Source organism: Paeniglutamicibacter sulfureus, assembly GCF_039535115.1.
GTDB classification, from domain to species: Bacteria; Actinomycetota; Actinomycetes; order Actinomycetales; family Micrococcaceae; genus Paeniglutamicibacter; species Paeniglutamicibacter sulfureus.
The window spans coordinates 3,761,929-3,778,163 of sequence record NZ_BAAAWO010000001.1; the positions used below are offsets into that span (position 1 = coordinate 3,761,929).

Here is a 16,235-nt window from a genome sequence, read left to right on the forward strand (position 1 = left end):
GGAAGCCCTGCACTGCGCAACATGGTGCAGGCCCGGCGGGCGTCGTCCCCTCGAACAGGCATGTGGCCCCGAAACAAGGGGAGGGATTAGCGCAGCAGCTCGCGGATGTCGTCCGCGTTGAGCACCTTGCCGAAGCCCGCGCCCTCGTCCATGACCGAGGAGATGAGCTGGCGCTTGGAGTCCTGCAGCGCCACCACCTTTTCCTCGATGGTGTTCTTGGCGACCATCCGGTAGACCATCACGTTGCGGGTCTGCCCGATGCGGTGCGCCCGGTCCACGGCCTGCGACTCGGCGGCGGGGTTCCACCACGGGTCCAGCAGGAAGCAGTAGTCGGCCTCGGTGAGGTTCAGCCCGAAGCCGCCCGCCTTCAGCGAGATCAGGAACACCGGGGCGACCCCGGACTTGAACGAGTCGATGACCTCGGCACGCTTGCGCGTGGACCCGTCCAGGTAGGCGTAGGGCACCCCCGCGGCATCCAACCGGTCAGCGGCCTTCTTCAGGAAGGAGGTGAACTGGGAGAAGATCAGCGCACGGTGGCCCTCGGCCAGCACGTCCTCCAGCTGTTCGAAGAGCACATCGAGCTTGGCGCTGGGCACGTGCGCGTACTCCGGGTCCACCAGCGAGGCATCGAGCGAGAGCATGCGCAGCAGGGTCAGGGACTGGAAGATCGTAAACCGGTTCTTGTCCATGTCATCGACCAGGCGCAGCACCTTCTGGCGCTCGCGCTGCAGGTGCGTGTCGTAGACCCGGCGATGCTCCTCGCCCAGCTCCACGTGCAGTACCTGTTCCTGCTTCGGCGGCAGGTCGGTGACCACCGCGTCCTTGGTCCTGCGCAACATGAACGGGCGGATCCGACGGCGCAGGCGCACCAGCGGCTCGGCCAGTCCCTGGCGCTCGATGGGGCGCTGGTAGTTCTCCGCAAAGCGCACGGCCGAGGGGAAGAGCCCGGGGGAGACGATGGCGAAGATCGACCAGAGCTCCATGAGGTTGTTCTCCATGGGCGTGCCGGTGATCGCCAGCTTGAAGCGGGCGGGCATGTCCCTGGCCACATGGTGTGCCTTGGTGGCCTTGTTTTTCACGAACTGCGCCTCGTCCAGGATCAGCCCGGCCCAGGGGATGTCCGCATACGCGTCGTCGTCCAGGCGCAGCAGCGTGTAGGAGGTGACGACCACGTCGTAGTCCTTGGCCAACTGTGCCAGCGAGGCGGCGGCGCGCGACTCGGTGTCGGTGATGGCCACGACCCGCAGGGACGGGGCGAAGCGCGCCGCTTCGTCCTTCCAGTTGGAGACCACCGAGGTGGGGGCGACCACCAGGAAGGGAGCGCGCACGCCGGCCTGGGGGCTGATGCCCTCGAACGCCGCGGGGTTCTCCCACACCTGGTGCGCGTGCAGGATCAGCGCCAGGGTCTGCAGGGTCTTGCCCAGGCCCATGTCATCGGCCAGCACCCCGCCCAGGCCGTTGCGCCACAGCGTGGCCAGCCAGCCGAAGCCCTCCACCTGGTAGGGGCGCAGCGTCGCATTCAGCGTCGGGGGCAGGTCGGCCACCTCGGTGGTCTTCAGGTTCACCAGCGAGTTCAGCGCGCCCACCCACGCGTCGGGTCCCTCGATGCGGGAGGCCAGGTCCTCCAGCTCCTCCCACATGGAGAACTGGTAGGGGGTCAGCGAGATGTCCGCTTCCTTGTCCTTCATGTCCCGCAGCCCGCCGGCCTCGGAGACCAGGGCGCGCAGCTTGTCAAAGAGCGGATCGGCCAGGGAGAAGTAGCTGCGGTCAGGCATCAACAGCTTGGTGTGTCCCTGGATCAGGGCACGCAGGATGTCGGCAAAGGGGATCTGCCGCTCGCCGATGGAGATCAGCAGGCCCAGGTCGAACCAGTCGCGGCGGTCCGATTCCACCGTGGTGATGACCAGCTCCGGCGCCTCGGTGAGTTCGTGGAATTCCGGGCGGGTCCCGGCCTCCGAGAGCACCAGGTCCTCGACCTCGGTGAGCTCCGGCAGCACGCGGCGCACGAAGTCGATGACCTCCAGGCCCTGGAAGTGCCGGGGCCCGAGCACCGAGGACTCGAAGGCGGGGTGCCGGTTCAGGATCTCCAGCACCGCCGATTCCAGGGCGGACTCCACCAGGGTGTCGCGGTCTGCGGCATCCACGACCATGCCGTTGTAGTCGAAGACCCAGTCCACGTCGACGGTTTCCCGCGAGCCGTAGCGGATCTTGGCCACCAGCTTGGGCGGCAACACCGGGGGCAACTCGACGGAGGCGTCGGGGCTGGTCACGCGCAACTTGCGGGCCAGCCGCGGGTAGACGCGGGAGAAGAACTCCTCGGTTTCCGCCGCCGGCACGTTCAGGGTCTCGGGGTGGTGCAGCATGGCCAGCTCGCTATGGCTGAGCCCGCCGGGGACCTGGCCCAGGAAGATCTCGCTCTGGTCCTCGTTGGCAACGTACACGCCGTGGCTGCCGATGGAACCGGCGGCGGTGTGCGCATCGAGGATGAAGCCGTGCCCGCCCAGGGACACCGAGGGGGCCAGCGCCAGGCCATCCTCGGCCGCGCGGGTGCCCAGTGCCACCTGGGCCGGTGAAGCCAGCAGGATCCTGGTGTACGTCCGGGTTCCCACCAGCGCCACGCCCAGGGACCTGGCCTCGGCCAGCAACTCCCAGAGCAGTGCCGAGGAATACTCGTCGAGGTACAGCCAGTCGTTGTCCTCGCCGAAGTAGAGTTCCCCCTTGGCGCGGTAAAGCGGCACGAACTGGCAGAACCAGCGGTGCTGTTCGACATCCAGGTTCAACCCGAAGGTCTTGAAGCTGATGGTGTTCCAGCGCAGGTTCGACCGCGCCCAGCGGTCGGACCCGGAACGCACCACCGGGCGCACGCCCAGGCGCCAGCGCCGGGAGGCCACCTTCAACTGCCCCACCCCGGAACCCGGGGCCCACTGCTGGTGTGCCGAAAGCGTGGTGTCCTGCAGCTCGAACTGCAGGCCCATCTGCAACACCGGGTGCTTGGAGTTGGGTCCGCCCAGGGACTTGGCGGCTGCCGGGGCCGGGGCAAGCAGTTGCTGCAGGGACTGCTGCCACGCCGGGACCGCGACGGCGGTGTTGCGGTACACCACGTCCTTGGCCCGCAGGTGCATGGAATTGGAGTAAATGAGCACGGCGGCCACGTGGCGGCACTTGGGCGCATCGCCGCAGTTGCAGGTGGCGTCGTCGATGACGCGCTCGCCCTTTTTCATCGCCAGCGTGATGCCCACGCCGCAAGCGGGTTCGCCGTCCTCGGACACCGTCCCGGACAGGTTCTGCTGATCCGGATCCCACAGGAACTCGCTCAGAGCGGCGTCGGTGGCCAGCACCTTGCCGCGTGTGAAGGAGACACCGCCAACGACACGCAGGATTTCACGCGCATCGACCATGGGAAAAGCAGATTCGGTCATCCTCCTATCGTTTCACGTCTGGCACCCCAGCACGAACCGCGACCGGGCGGAAGTGGACGACCAATGCGGGCCCTGGCCGTGAAATTCGCCTAGTCTTTGATGTCATGGACAGCACTCCGGCCTTGCACCCGCTCCCGCGCGTCATCGAGATTGCGTCGCTGGCCGATTTCGACAGGCACGCAGCGGCCGCTCTGGCCCTCACCGACAAACGCCTGGCCGCTTCCATGCACGGCTGGCACGTGCAATCCGTTGACCTGCGTGCCCGGGGCGCGATGCTGGAAAAACTGCGGGCCGCCGGTTCGGTGTTCATGGGGTGCGAGATCGAGGACAAGATCGAGCGCCGCTTGCGCGGGGGAGGGGCGCTGGTTTTCCCCGAGATCCCGGGCCTGCCTTTCGATCCCTATCGCGGGGAACTGTACTCCGGAGGCGAACTTTATGCGGGGTTGGAGACCGGGTCCTACGAAACGGTCCCGGATGCGCGGATCTACGCCTGGCTCTCGCACCGCTACGGGGCCGGGGCGCACGACGCGTTGAACGCGGCCCTTTCCTCCACGCTGCACGACCATGCCATCGGCGCGCGGCTCGAATCGCAGATCCGCGACGGGGCACTGGCCCATGCTCCGCTGGTCGGCGTCATGGGAGGTCATGCGCAACAGCGCGGCAGCGACGGTTACGCGACGGCGGCACGGCTAGGCTACGCGCTCTCCGGTGCGGGGTTCATCGTGGCCACCGGCGGCGGACCCGGAGCCATGGAGGCAGCGAACCTGGGCGCCTACCTGGGCGCGGGCAGCACCGAGAACCTTGCCGAGGCGCTGGAAATGCTGGCGGTCGAGCCCGGGTTCGCCTCGTCGGTGACCCGCTGGGCGCGGGCCGCCGCACGCGTGCGCGAACGCTGGCCCGTGGGCCTGGCGAACCTGGGGATCCCGACCTGGTTCTACGGCCATGAGCCACCGAACATGTTCGCCACCCACATTGCCAAGTACTTCGCCAATGCCACCCGCGAGGCGGTGCTGTTGGAAAAATGCTCCGGAGGAATCGTGTTCATGCCCGGGGCCGCGGGGACCGTGCAGGAAATCTTCCAGGACGCCTGCGAGAACTTTTACGGGGCGGCCGGCAGCATCAGCCCGATGGTGCTGGTGGGAGTCGATTATTGGACCCGGACGCTGCCGGCCTACCCGTTGCTGGTGGACCTGGCCCGCGGTCGGGCCATGGAGGACATGGTCTTCCTGGTCGACGAGCCGTCCGAGGCAGTGCGCATTTTGGTGGAGCTCAACGACGGTTCGATTTCCGGCGTACGGGGACTGGCATGAGTGCCACGGCCAGCGGCGGTAAAAGGTAGGATACTAAAGATAATTTCCCCAAGTCCGCGACTGTCCCCGGCCAAATTCCTGACCGCCACGCCGGGCTGTCACCGTGGGTTGGTTGCACACGCAAAAACCGAAGAGGGCACATGCCAGCGGAAGACCTAGCCATCGGCGTCGATATCGGTGGAACAAAGATTGCGGCAGGTCTGGTGACCCGCGACGGCACAGTGATGGGCCGGCTCCGTCGGTCCACGCCCGGCCACGATGCACGCGCCGTTGAGGCGACGGTTGTCGAGTTGGTGACAAAGCTCGGTGAGCAGGCGCCCCGGGCCGTGGTCGGTGTGGGCGCGGCCGGATGGATGGATTCCAGCGGGAGCACCGTGCTCTTCAGCCCCCACCTTGCCTGGCGCAACGAACCCCTGCGCGCACGACTTGAGGACGCACTGGGGCGCACCGTGATGTTGAGCAATGACGCCGATGCGGCCGGCTGGGCCGAACACCGCTTCGGTGCGGCGCGTGGCGAAAACGAAATGCTGTGCCTGACCTTGGGAACCGGAATCGGCGGAGCCATCGTCCTGGGCGGGAAGCTGCAGCGCGGCAGGTTCGGCGTCGCCGGGGAATTCGGACACCAGACGCTGGTTCCCGGCGGACATCGCTGTGCCTGCGGAAACCGCGGGTGCTGGGAACAATACGCCTCGGGGAACGCGCTGGGACGCGAGGGGCGGGCCCTGGCCGGTTCCAACTCCCCGGTGGCCCACGCGCTGCGGGCCGAAACCAACGGGGACGCCTCTGCGGTGACTGGGGAAATGGTCACGCGTCTGGCGGAAGCCGGAGATCCGGCATGTGGCGACCTCGTCGCCGAGGCCGGTGAATGGCTCGGTCTGGGATTGGCGAACCTTGCCGCTGTGCTGGACCCCGGAATCATGATCATCGGCGGAGGGCTGGGATCGGCCTCGCCCTCACTGATCGAGACGGCGACCAGCGCCTACCAAAAGGCGCTGAGCGGGCGGGGGTATCGGCCCTTTGCGAAAATCGCCCGGGCCGAGCTGGGACCGGATGCAGGTCTCGTCGGTGCCGCTGACCTGGCACGGCTGCCCCGCGGCTGAAGACCCGGAACGCCGAAGGCGGGTTCCGCGCGGTCGTGGAACCCGGCCTCCGGACATTGTGTCCTAAAGTGGGCGAGGCGTTCCCGAAGACGCGGTCGTTCCGCCGTCGACGGGAATAATGGCCCCGGTGATGTAACCGGCGTCCGGGCTGGCCAGGAACAAGACTGTCCGGGCGATGTCCGCCGGTGTCGCCGGCCGATCCAGGGCCAGCCTGTCCAGCAGCCGGGCGGCGAATTCCGGGTCCTCCAGCCTCTGGCGGGTCAGCTGCGTATCGGTGAAGGCAGGGGCCACGGCATTGACCCGCACCCCATGGGTGCCCAGATCCAGGGCCAGGCTTTGGACCATGGCGTTGAGCGCGCCCTTGGTGGCGTTGTAGGCGAACTGGTTCCAATCCCCCCGTATTCCCGAGACCGAGGAAACGGCCACGACGTTGCCGTGGCTGGCCTTCAACGCCGGCAGGGCCGCCCTGGCCAGGAAGATGAATGCGTCCACGTTGACAGCGTGCATCCGCGCCCAGACATCGTCCTCGAACGTCTCGAGTTCGCTGGGTTCGCACCAGCCGGCATTGCTGACGACGATGTCCAGGCGGCCGAAACGTGCCAGCAACTCGGCAACGGACCGCTCGACCTCGGAGCGATCGGTGACATCGCAGGCCAGCACCAGGGACCGGTCTTCCGGATGGTCTTGGGCAGTGGTGCGCAACGAGTCGGTGGTGCGGCCCAGCACCGCCACGCATGCGCCCTGCTCCAGGAACCCCTGGGCGATGCCGCGCCCGATGCCCGAGCCGGCGCCGGTGACCAGCACGACCTTGCCTTCGTACGGGTAGCGCGCCCAGGCGATCAACGGACCGAAACCTCCAGGGTGGCGTTGGCTTCGCGCAGTACGGCTGAGGCCACTTCCAGGCCCTCGATGCGACCTAGGGACACGTCCTCGTGCTCGATATTGACCCACATCTCGGGATCGACCTCCTGCAGCGCGCGCAGGAACTCGGTCCAGTACGCGGTGTCGTGTCCCTTGCCCAGCGCCACGAAGTCCCAGGCGGCATCCTTCGGCCACTCGTTGGCCCACTCGTCGCCGCCCAAGTTGGTGCGGGGCTCGGATGGGTCGAGCTTGCGGAAGCGGTTGTCCAAAACCCCGTAAATGGCGGCCGACGGGTTGACTCGAACGTCCTTGGCGGCTGCATGGAACACCAGCGGGCCTAGGTCGCGGATTACCGCCACGGGATCCATCTGCTGCCAGAAGAGGTGGGAGGCATCGAGTTCGACGCCTACGTGGGTCGCACCGGTGCGTTCGACGAGCTCGCGGATGCCGGCCGGGTTGAAGACCACGTTCTGCGGGTGGAGCTCAAGGGCCACCTTCACCCCGTGGTCGGCGGCGAGCTTGTCGGTTTCCTTCCAGAAGTCGGCGGCCACGCCCATTTGGTAGTCAAGGACGTCAAGTGCCGTGGAGTTCCAGGCGTTGACGATCCAGTTCGGTGTCGTGGCGCCGGGTTCCCCGCCGGGCAGGCCGGACATGGTGACGACGCGGTCCTGGCCCAGGCGTTCGGCCAGGCGGATGGAGCGACGGATATCCTCGGCGTGGGCGTGGCCGATCAGAGGGTTGGGGTGCAGTGGGTTGCCGTTGCAATTGAGTCCCGCGATCGAGACGCCGGTGCCCTCGAAGAGGCCCAGGTATTCGTCGCGGGCAACATCGCTGGAGAGGATCTCGTCGAACGTCGGCACGTGCACCGCCGGCAGGAAACCTCCAGTGTTGATTTCAATGCCGGTCAATCCAACCTTGGCAATGGCTTCAAGCGCCTCGGGTAGTGAACGGTCGTGCAGGATGGCGTTGTAGACACCGAGTTTCATGGCTTTCCTAGCTTTCTTGGATGGGGGAAGGACGTGCAGCTGTCCGTGGAGAGCGGCCGATGACCGCCGCGGCGGTGGCGGGCGACGCCGGCAGCTGGAGACTGACACGCAATCTTGGAGCGCTCCAAAACGTGACGCATCTAAAATATATCCACACAAGGTCACGTTGTCCATACAAAGTTGTCACCGGGAAAAGTTCCCGCCGCCATGGATGCGGGAGGGGCGATCGCGGGGTGAATGACAATCCAGTCTTGATTTTGTAAGTATGTCAGGACAAAGTTTTTTCATGACCCGCCGGACCGAGGCGGGTCGGTGGACTTGAACTGAAAGAGGTGTCGGACCCATGCTGATGATTCGCATTGATGTCGCCGAGGGGCGCACGCCCGCAGGGTTGGCTGCGCTCAGCAGGGCGATCCATGTCGCGGCGGTGCAGGGGTATCGCATCCCGGAGGGTGACTACTTCCACGTCATGACCGAGCATCCATGCGGGCAGATCGTCGCCCTGGATGCCGGGCTCGGGTTTGGCCGCAGTGATGCGGTGGTGATGATCCAGGCTTTCACCCAGCGCGGGCGCTCCGGGGAGGCCAAGGCTGCGCTGTTTGCCGCGATCGCACGCGAACTCCGGGCCGTCGGCGTGGCCGGCGAGGACGTTTTCATCGGCTACTCGGAAAACGGTGCCGAGGGCTGGTCGTTTGGTTTTGGCCGGGCCCGGTATTCCACCGGCGAGCTGGCAGTTCCCGGCGCCGGGGAGGCGCCGTGAGGGCGCATGGTCCGATCCCGCCGTCCGTCACGTTACGCTCGTTGTAAATATGACAGTACAAACCTTTGACAGGACAAAGTTTATGGTGCAGAGTATTGCCTGTGGCTTGACTCACAGCACAGAGATCTTCGAGGCTGATGGGCAACCGGTCAGCCAGGAACCAGACAAGAAAGGACGTCGATCCGCGTGACCCACGACGTACTCACCATCGGACGCATCAGCGTCGACGTCTACCCGAACGACATCGGTGTTCCCCTCGGCGAGGTTAACAGCTTCGGCAAGTACCTGGGTGGTTCGCCAACCAATGTGGCGGTGGCCGCAGCCCGCCACGGGCGCCGTACCGCGGTCATCACCCGGATTGGTGACGACGAGTTCGGCAGCTACCTGGAGCGCGAGCTGGACAAGTTCCAGGTTGACCGCAGCCATGTCAGTCGGGTCCCCGGGCTGCAGACGCCGGTCACCTTCTGCGCCATCATGCCGCCGGAAGACTTCCCGCTCTACTTCTACGGACGATTCCCCACCGCCCCTGACTGGAAGATCGCCACGGAGGAACTGGACGGCGATGCGATCCGCAGTTCGCGGATCTTCTGGTCCACCGTCACCGGACTCAGCCAGGAGCCAAGCGCAGGCGCCCACATCGCCGCGCATGAGCTCAGGACACGCGAGACGCTGGCGGCAAACCAGTTCACGGTCCTGGACCTGGACTACCGCCCCATGTTCTGGGAATCGGAGGAAGCCGCCCGCGCCCAGGTCGCCAAGGTCTTGCCCCACGTCACCGTCGCCATCGGCAACGACAAGGAATGCGCGGTGGCAGTCGGCGAGGGCACCCCCGACGAGCAGGCCGACCGCCTGCTGGCCGCCGGCGTGGAGATCGCCGTGGTCAAGCTCGGCCCCGAGGGCGTCATGGCCAAGACCCGCACCGAACGCGTGGTCTCTGCCCCGGTTCCCGTGCAGACCGTCAATGGCCTCGGCGCGGGGGACTCCTTCGGCGGTGCGTTCTGCCACGGACTGCTCTCCGGCTGGCCCCTTGAACAGGTCCTGGACTACGCCAACGCGGCAGGCGCCATTGTCGCCTCCCGCCTGGCCTGCTCCGACGACATGCCCACCCCAACCGAGGTCAACGCGCTGTTGGCCGAACGCGGCCGCACCGTACCCGGGCCGGCAACCATCGAGGTCTCCCCATGAGCAACAACCCGGCCATCGACCGCGAGGACCCGCGCCGCTACGCGCACCTGACCACCATCCGCCTGGAGGACCCGGGAGCCGTGGCCCGTGCGGCTGCCACCCGCATCCGCCACGAGGGGGCGCGGACCGGGAGGCAGAACTTCATCATCGCCGCAGACCACCCGGCCCGCGGCGCACTATCGGTCGGCAACCGTACGATGGCCATGGCCGACCGCCGCGACCTGCTCGACAGGCTGCAGATCTCCCTGCAAAACCCCGCGGTCGACGGCGTGCTGGCAAGCCCCGACATCCTCGATGACCTGCTGCTGCTCGGTGCGCTGGACCACAAGCTGGTTTTCGGCTCGATGAACCGCGGCGGGCTCTCCGGATACGTCAACGAGTTCGACGACCGTTTCACCGGCCACACCGCACAGGCGCTGGCGGACATCGGCGCCGACGGCGGAAAGATGCTCACCCGAATTGCCCTGGGCGACCCCGCGACCGCCGTGACACTCGAGGCTACCGCCCACGCCATCGACGAGCTGGCCGAACGCAAGCTCATCGCCATGGTTGAGCCGTTCCTCTCCGAATGGCACAACGGGCGGGTCCGCAACGACCTGGGTCCCGACGCCGTCATCAAGTCGGTGGGCATCGCCTCCGGGCTTGGCGGCACCAGCGCCTATACCTGGATGAAGCTTCCGGTGGTCCCGGACATGGAACGCGTCATGGCTGCCACCACGTTGCCCACCGTGCTGCTGGGAGGGGACCCCGAGGGCTCTCCCGACGAGGTGTTCGCCACCTGGGCGGCCGCACTGGCATTGCCGGGAGTCCAAGGCCTGACGGTCGGACGCACGCTGCTTTACCCGGCAGACGGCGACGTCGCCTCGGCGGTGGCCACCGCCGCTTCCCTGTTGAACCACGCCACCATCCCCGCCGAGTAGGAGCACCGCAAAGCAATGGCTACACGCAGAATGACGGTCGCCCAGGCCGTCGTGGAATTCCTGGGCAGGCAGTACACCGTGGACAACGTTGGCGGGCAGGCCTACCGCGAACGGCTCATCCCGGGCATGTTCGGCATCTTCGGGCACGGCAACGTGGCCGGCGTCGGCCAGGCGCTGAAGCAGTTCCAGGTGCGGGACCCGTCCCTGATGCCCTACTACCAGGGACGCAACGAGCAGGCCCAGTCGCACCAGGCCGTCGGCTACGCCCGGCACGTCCGCCGCCGCGCCACCTACGCGGTGTCCACCTCCATCGGCCCGGGCTCCTCGAACCTGCTCACCGGCGCGGCACTGGCCACGGCCAACAGGCTGCCGGTGCTGCTGCTGCCTTCCGACACCTTCGCCACCCGCGCGGCGGACCCGGTGCTCCAGCAGCTCGAGCATTCCCACGGCTACGACATCACCGTCAACGACGCCTTCCGCCCGCTGTCCAAGTACTTCGACCGGGTCAACCGCCCCGAGCAGCTCTTCTCCGCCATGATGAACGGGCTGCGCGTGCTCACCGACCCGGTCGAGACCGGCGCGGTGACCATCTCCCTGCCGCAGGACGTGCAGGCCGAGGTGTTCGAGGTGCCCGAGGAATTCCTGGCCGAACGCGACTGGAAGATCCGCCGCCCCGAACCCGAGGCCGATGACATCGCCCGCGCCGCGCAGCTAATCAAGGCCGCCAAGCGTCCGTTGATCGTCGCCGGCGGCGGGGTGCTGTACTCCTTCGCGCAGGATGCGCTGCTGGAACTGGCGCAGAAAACCGGCATCCCGGTGGCCTACACGCAGGCCGGGGTCGGGACCATCGCCTGGGACTCGCCGCACTCCCTGGGCGCTATCGGTTCCACCGGCACCACCGCCGCCAACGCGCTTGCCGCCGAGGCGGACCTGGTCATCGGCATCGGCACCCGCTACGAGGACTTCACCACCGCCTCGCGCACCGCGTTCCAGAACCCCGGGCTGCGCTTCATCAACATCAACGTCGCACCGCTGGACGCCTACAAGCACGGCACGGCGCTGCCCATCGTCGCCGATGCCCGCAAGGCCTTGGTGGCACTGAACACCGCCCTGGGCGGGTACCGGGTCGGGGCCGACCTGGAAGCCGTGGTCGCTTCCGAGAAGCAACGCTGGGACGCCACCGTGGATACCGCCTTCGCCACCCGGCACAACCCGCTGCCGGCGCAGAACGAGATCATCGGCGCGGTCCACGGGGCCATGGACGAACGCGACGTGGTCATCTGCGCCGCCGGTTCCCTGCCCGGGGACCTGCACAAGATGTGGCGCATCAAGGACGCCCACGGCTACCACGTGGAGTACGCGTTCTCCTGCATGGGCTACGAGATCGCCGGCGGGCTGGGCGTCAAGCGCGCGGTCATCGACGAAACGTCCCGCGGCGCGGCGGAAAACCGCGATGTCGTGGTCATGGTCGGGGACGGCTCCTACCTGATGATGCACACCGAACTGGTCACCGCGGTGGCCGAGGGGATCAAGCTGATCACCGTGCTGATCCAGAACCACGGCTACGCCTCCATCGGCTCGCTCTCCGAATCCCTGGGTTCCCAGCGCTTCGGCACTCAATACCGTGAGTTGGACGCAAAAACGCATTCCTTCGACGCCGGGGCCAAGCTGCCGATCGACCTGGCCACCAACGCCGAGTCCCTGGGCGTAAACGTCATCAGGATTGAACCGGGCACCGACGCCATCGACAAGCTCGCGGCGGCGATCGCCACCGCCAAGGCGGCGCCGGAAGGCAGCGGACCGATCCTCATCCACGTCGAATCCGACCCGCTGCTGGACGCCCCGGATTCCGAATCCTGGTGGGACGTGCCGGTCTCCGGCGAATCCGACCTCGAGAGCACCCGGGCCGCCTTCCAGACCTACTCCGGGCACAAGGCCCGCCAGCGAAACTACCTGGGCTAATGCCCCCCAACCAACTTCCCCCCCACCACAGAAGGAAAGCCGACATGAGCACCACCACCCAGGCCACCGCGGTGACCACCATCAAGCACTTCATCAACGGCGCCGAAACCACCGGCGACAGCAGCAACACCCAGCCGGTGTACAACCCGGCCACCGGCGAGGTCACCGCCAACCTGGCCCTGGCCTCCGCCAGGGACCTGGAGGCAACAGTGGTTGCCGCCCGCGCCGCGGCCGATTCCTGGGGGGACGCCTCCATCGCCAAGCGCACCGCCGTGCTCTTTAAGTTCCGCGAACTGCTGGCCGCCAACACCGACGAGCTGGCCCGCATCGTGACTTCCGAGCACGGCAAGGTCCTCTCCGACGCCGCCGGCGAGATCGGCCGCGGCCTGGAGGTCGTTGAGTACGCCTGCGGCATCTCGCAGTCGCTCACGGGCGAATACTCCGACCAGGTCTCCACCGGCATCGACGTGTTCTCCTTCCGCCAGCCGCTCGGCGTGGTCGCGGGCATCACACCCTTCAACTTCCCGGTCATGGTCCCGCTGTGGATGGCGCCGGTCGCGATCGCCGCGGGCAACGCCTTCATCCTCAAGCCCTCCGAGCGCGACCCCTCCGCAGCGGTCTTCATGGCGCGGCTCTTCAAGGAAGCCGGCCTGCCCGACGGCGTGTTCCAGGTGCTGCACGGCGGCAAGGAAACCGTCGACGGCCTGCTGCACCACCCGCTCATCGACGGGATCTCCTTCGTCGGTTCCACCCCCATCGCCAAGTACGTCCATGAGACGGCCACCGCCAACGGCAAGCGCGTCCAGGCCTTGGGCGGGGCGAAGAACCACGCGGTCATCATGCCCGACGCCGACATGGAACTCGCCGCCGACCACCTCACCGCCGCCGCCTTCGGCTCGGCCGGACAGCGCTGCATGGCCATCTCCGTGGCCGTTGCCGTCGGCCCCGCAGCGGACGTGCTGGTGGACAAGCTGGTTGCCCGCGCCAAGGACATCAAGGTCTCCCACGGCCTGGACGCCGAGGCCGACATGGGCCCGGTCATCACCCCCGCCTCCAAGACCCGCATCGAAAAGATCGTGGGCGAGGCGCAGGAAGCCGGAGCAGCGATCATCGTCGACGGCCGCGACCTGGTCGTCGCCGACCACGAGAACGGCTTCTTCGTCGGCCCGACCATCATCGACAAGGTCAAGACCGAAATGACCGCCTACACCGAGGAAGTCTTCGGACCCGTCCTGGCCGTCGTCCGCGTGAACACCCTGGCCGAGGCCATCGAGGTCGTCAACGCCAACCCGTACGGCAACGGCACGGCGATCTTCACCTCCAACGGCGCAGACGCCCGCACCTACATGCGCCGCGTCCACGTTGGCATGGTCGGGGTCAACATCCCGCTGCCGGTCCCGGTGGCATGGCACTCCTTCGGCGGCTGGAAGAACTCGCTGTTCGGCGAACACCACATCTACGGTGCCGACGGCGTGCGCTTCTACACGCGCGGCAAGGCAGTCACCCAGCGCTGGCCCGAACACAAGGAAGAATCCAACGCCTCCTTCGCGTTCCCTTCCAACTAGCACCGCCCCGTTCTCCCCCGGGGACCAACACCCCCCTGGGGGGAGGGTGTACCGGCGGCGGGAAACGCCTCCCGCCGCCGGAACCCCGAATTGCCTCGCAGCCCCCCGCTTCATGAACGAAAGGTCCGCATGATGCTGGACATCAAAAACAAGTTGATCATTGGCACCGCGCCGGACTCCTGGGGCGTATGGTTCCCGGAGGACCCGAAGCAGACGCCCTGGGAACGCTTCCTGGACGAGGTCGCCGAATCCGGGTACAAGACCATCGAACTGGGACCTTACGGATACCTGCCCACCGATCCGTCCCGCCTGGCCGACGAACTGGCGGCCCGCGACTTGAACGTCTGTGCCGGCACGGTGTTCACCGCCTTCCACCGCGGACTGGACGGCAGCGCCGCGGCTTGGGACGAGGCCTGGGAACCGGCCCGCCGGGTCGCCGAACTCACCGCCGCCATGGGCGGGGAGCACATCGTGGTCATCCCGGCCATGTGGCGCGATGACGTCACCGGGGAAGCCGTGGAGGACGAGCAACTCTCCGCAGGTGGCTGGGATGCCCTGTTCCAGGGCCACGACCGGCTGGGGAAGATCCTGGCCGAGGACTTCGGGCTGAAGCAACAGTTCCACTCCCATGCCGACTCCCACGTCTGCGCGCAGGACGACATCGAGCGTTTCCTGCAGCACACCGATCCGGCCTTCACCAACCTGTGCTTGGACACCGGGCACGCCGAATACGGGGGAGCGTCCTCGCTTGAGCTGATTTCCAATCACCCCGAGCGCATCGGCTACCTGCACCTGAAGCAGATCGACCCGGTGGTGCTGGCCAAGGTGCGCGAGTCCAACATGACGTGGGCGGCGGCCAACAAGGCAGGGGTCATGGTCGAGCCGCCGAACGGGCTGCCGGACCTGCGCGCCGTCATCGAGGCCGTCGAGGCCCTGGACAAGCCGGTGTACGGGATCGTGGAGCAGGACATGTACCCGGTCATCGACTTCTCGGTGCCGATGCCCATTGCCAAGCGCACCGCAGCTCACCTGCTCTCCTGCGGCTCACGCACCCGCGTGCGCTAGAACAACCGAACACCACCGAACCCCCACGCTTCGCCCCCGCGGGCCCCAAGGACAAGGAAACACCTAACATGAGTTCACCATTGCGCGTAGCGGTCATCGGGGCCGGACGCATGGGCGCCGACCACATCCAACGCCTGCACCACCGCATCTCCGGCGCTGAGGTCGCCGCCGTCGTCGACATCGACGAGGCCCGGGCCTCCGCCGCCATCGCCGGGATCGAGGGTGCCGTGGCGCTCACCGACGCCCAGGCAGCACTGGACTCGGCGAACGTTGATGCGATCCTGATCGCCACCCCCGGCTTCCTGCACCAGGACATCCTGTTCAAGGCCCTGGAGCGCGACATCCCGATCCTTTGCGAAAAGCCGCTGACCCCCGACGCCGCATCGTCTTGGGGGATCGTCCAGGCCGAGGCGAAGCTGGGCCGCAAGCGCATCCAGGTCGGATTCATGCGCCGCTACGACGCCGAGTACGCACAGCTGGAAACGCTCATCCGCTCGGGCGAACTGGGCGAACTGCTGATGCTGCACCACCAGCACCGCAACCCCGACACCCCGGCCGGCTTCACCAACGAGATGCTGATCAACGACTCGGTCGTCCACGAATTCGACGCCATCCGCTTCTTCACCGGCGAGGAAATCACCTCGGTGCAGGTACGCCTGGGCAAGGCCACCAAGAACGCCCCGGAAGGGCAGCACGACCCACAGCACGTGCTCATCGAAACCGAATCCGGGGTGCTGGCGGACGTGGAAATCTACGTCAATGCCCAGTTCGGCTACGAGGTCGCCACCCAGGCTTCCTTCGAGACCGGCATCGTGTCCATCGGCAACGATGCGGGCCCCTATGTGCGCACCGCAGGCCAGTGGGGCGGACGGGTGACCCCCGGCTTCGAGGAGCGTTTCGGTGCCGCATACGACACCGAGATCCAAGCCTGGGTCGACGCCGCCGCACGCGGTGAACTCGGCGGTCCCAGCGCCTGGGACGGCTACGCCACCGCAGCCTGCTGCGAGGCCGGTGTCGAAGCCCAGCGCACCGGCGAACGCGTCGCGGTGAAACTCAACGAGAAGCCAGCCCTGTACAGCTAGCAGAAACACCTAGGAACCAC

At 67.1% G+C, this 16,235-nt stretch carries 12 protein-coding genes; 9 read left to right on the top strand and 3 right to left on the bottom strand.

The window, feature by feature from the left end:
* Window positions 1-86: 86 nt before the first annotated feature.
* Window positions 87-3,419 carry a DEAD/DEAH box helicase gene (locus ABD687_RS17070; protein ID WP_264268498.1) on the bottom strand — a complete coding sequence of 1,111 codons (3,333 nt, stop codon included), beginning with the start codon at window positions 3,417-3,419 and terminating at the stop codon, window positions 87-89.
* A gap of 104 nt (window positions 3,420-3,523) precedes the next feature.
* Here ABD687_RS17070 and ABD687_RS17075 point away from each other — a divergent pair, with 104 nt between their 5' ends.
* Window positions 3,524-4,729, top strand: a complete 1,206-nt coding sequence (locus ABD687_RS17075) for an LOG family protein (protein ID WP_310289466.1) — start codon at window positions 3,524-3,526, stop codon at window positions 4,727-4,729.
* Window positions 4,730-4,869: 140 nt separating this feature from the next.
* On the top strand, window positions 4,870-5,829 hold the full coding sequence (locus ABD687_RS17080; protein WP_310289464.1) for an ROK family protein: 960 nt from the start codon (window positions 4,870-4,872) through the stop codon (window positions 5,827-5,829).
* Between the two features lie 63 nt (window positions 5,830-5,892).
* Here ABD687_RS17080 and budC read toward each other — a convergent pair whose 3' ends face one another.
* Both budC and ABD687_RS17090 read right to left on the bottom strand, forming a co-directional pair.
* Window positions 5,893-6,672 (bottom strand): meso-2,3-butanediol dehydrogenase, encoded by a 780-nt coding sequence (gene budC / locus ABD687_RS17085; protein WP_310289462.1) that lies wholly within the window; start codon window positions 6,670-6,672, stop codon window positions 5,893-5,895.
* Window positions 6,669-7,676, bottom strand: coding sequence for a sugar phosphate isomerase/epimerase family protein (locus tag ABD687_RS17090; protein WP_310289460.1), 1,008 nt, complete (start codon window positions 7,674-7,676; stop codon window positions 6,669-6,671). Before ABD687_RS17090 ends, budC begins: the two co-directional genes overlap by 4 nt.
* 343 nt (window positions 7,677-8,019) lie before the next feature.
* Here ABD687_RS17090 and ABD687_RS17095 point away from each other — a divergent pair, with 343 nt between their 5' ends.
* From ABD687_RS17095 to ABD687_RS17125, 7 genes are all read left to right on the top strand, one after another.
* On the top strand, window positions 8,020-8,436 hold the full coding sequence (locus ABD687_RS17095) for a tautomerase family protein (protein WP_310289458.1): 417 nt from the start codon (window positions 8,020-8,022) through the stop codon (window positions 8,434-8,436).
* 186 nt (window positions 8,437-8,622) lie between these two features.
* The gene (iolC, locus tag ABD687_RS17100) at window positions 8,623-9,621 is read left to right on the top strand and encodes a 5-dehydro-2-deoxygluconokinase (protein WP_310289457.1); all 999 of its coding nucleotides are present in this window, start codon (window positions 8,623-8,625) and stop codon (window positions 9,619-9,621) included.
* A complete protein-coding gene (locus ABD687_RS17105; protein WP_302262937.1) occupies window positions 9,618-10,541 on the top strand; it encodes a Cgl0159 family (beta/alpha)8-fold protein in 924 nt (307 codons plus the stop codon). Before iolC ends, ABD687_RS17105 begins: the two co-directional genes overlap by 4 nt.
* Window positions 10,542-10,571: 30 nt before the next feature.
* On the top strand, window positions 10,572-12,503 hold the full coding sequence (gene iolD, locus ABD687_RS17110; RefSeq protein WP_302263358.1) for a 3D-(3,5/4)-trihydroxycyclohexane-1,2-dione acylhydrolase (decyclizing): 1,932 nt from the start codon (window positions 10,572-10,574) through the stop codon (window positions 12,501-12,503).
* Between the two features lie 44 nt (window positions 12,504-12,547).
* Complete coding sequence (locus ABD687_RS17115) at window positions 12,548-14,068, top strand: CoA-acylating methylmalonate-semialdehyde dehydrogenase (protein WP_310289455.1); 1,521 nt, start codon at window positions 12,548-12,550, stop codon at window positions 14,066-14,068.
* Window positions 14,069-14,200: 132 nt separating this feature from the next.
* Entirely contained in the window at window positions 14,201-15,133 is a 933-nt protein-coding gene (locus tag ABD687_RS17120; protein ID WP_302263357.1) for a sugar phosphate isomerase/epimerase family protein, read from the top strand.
* Between the two features lie 68 nt (window positions 15,134-15,201).
* Complete coding sequence (locus ABD687_RS17125; protein WP_302262935.1) at window positions 15,202-16,215, top strand: Gfo/Idh/MocA family protein; 1,014 nt, start codon at window positions 15,202-15,204, stop codon at window positions 16,213-16,215.
* Window positions 16,216-16,235 lie beyond the last annotated feature (20 nt).

What these genes read in the sequence shown, in the direction of transcription:
- ABD687_RS17070 (WP_264268498.1), bottom strand. Translation starts at nt 3,419, where the DNA reads ATGACCGAATCTGCTTTTCCCATGGTCGATGCGCGTGAAATCCTGCGT.
- ABD687_RS17075 (WP_310289466.1), top strand. Translation starts at nt 3,524, where the DNA reads ATGGACAGCACTCCGGCCTTGCACCCGCTCCCGCGCGTCATCGAGATT.
- ABD687_RS17080 (WP_310289464.1), top strand. Translation starts at nt 4,870, where the DNA reads ATGCCAGCGGAAGACCTAGCCATCGGCGTCGATATCGGTGGAACAAAG.
- ABD687_RS17090 (WP_310289460.1), bottom strand. Translation starts at nt 7,676, where the DNA reads ATGAAACTCGGTGTCTACAACGCCATCCTGCACGACCGTTCACTACCC.
- ABD687_RS17095 (WP_310289458.1), top strand. Translation starts at nt 8,020, where the DNA reads ATGCTGATGATTCGCATTGATGTCGCCGAGGGGCGCACGCCCGCAGGG.
- ABD687_RS17105 (WP_302262937.1), top strand. Translation starts at nt 9,618, where the DNA reads ATGAGCAACAACCCGGCCATCGACCGCGAGGACCCGCGCCGCTACGCG.
- iolD (WP_302263358.1), top strand. Translation starts at nt 10,572, where the DNA reads ATGACGGTCGCCCAGGCCGTCGTGGAATTCCTGGGCAGGCAGTACACC.
- ABD687_RS17115 (WP_310289455.1), top strand. Translation starts at nt 12,548, where the DNA reads ATGAGCACCACCACCCAGGCCACCGCGGTGACCACCATCAAGCACTTC.
- ABD687_RS17120 (WP_302263357.1), top strand. Translation starts at nt 14,201, where the DNA reads ATGCTGGACATCAAAAACAAGTTGATCATTGGCACCGCGCCGGACTCC.
- ABD687_RS17125 (WP_302262935.1), top strand. Translation starts at nt 15,202, where the DNA reads ATGAGTTCACCATTGCGCGTAGCGGTCATCGGGGCCGGACGCATGGGC.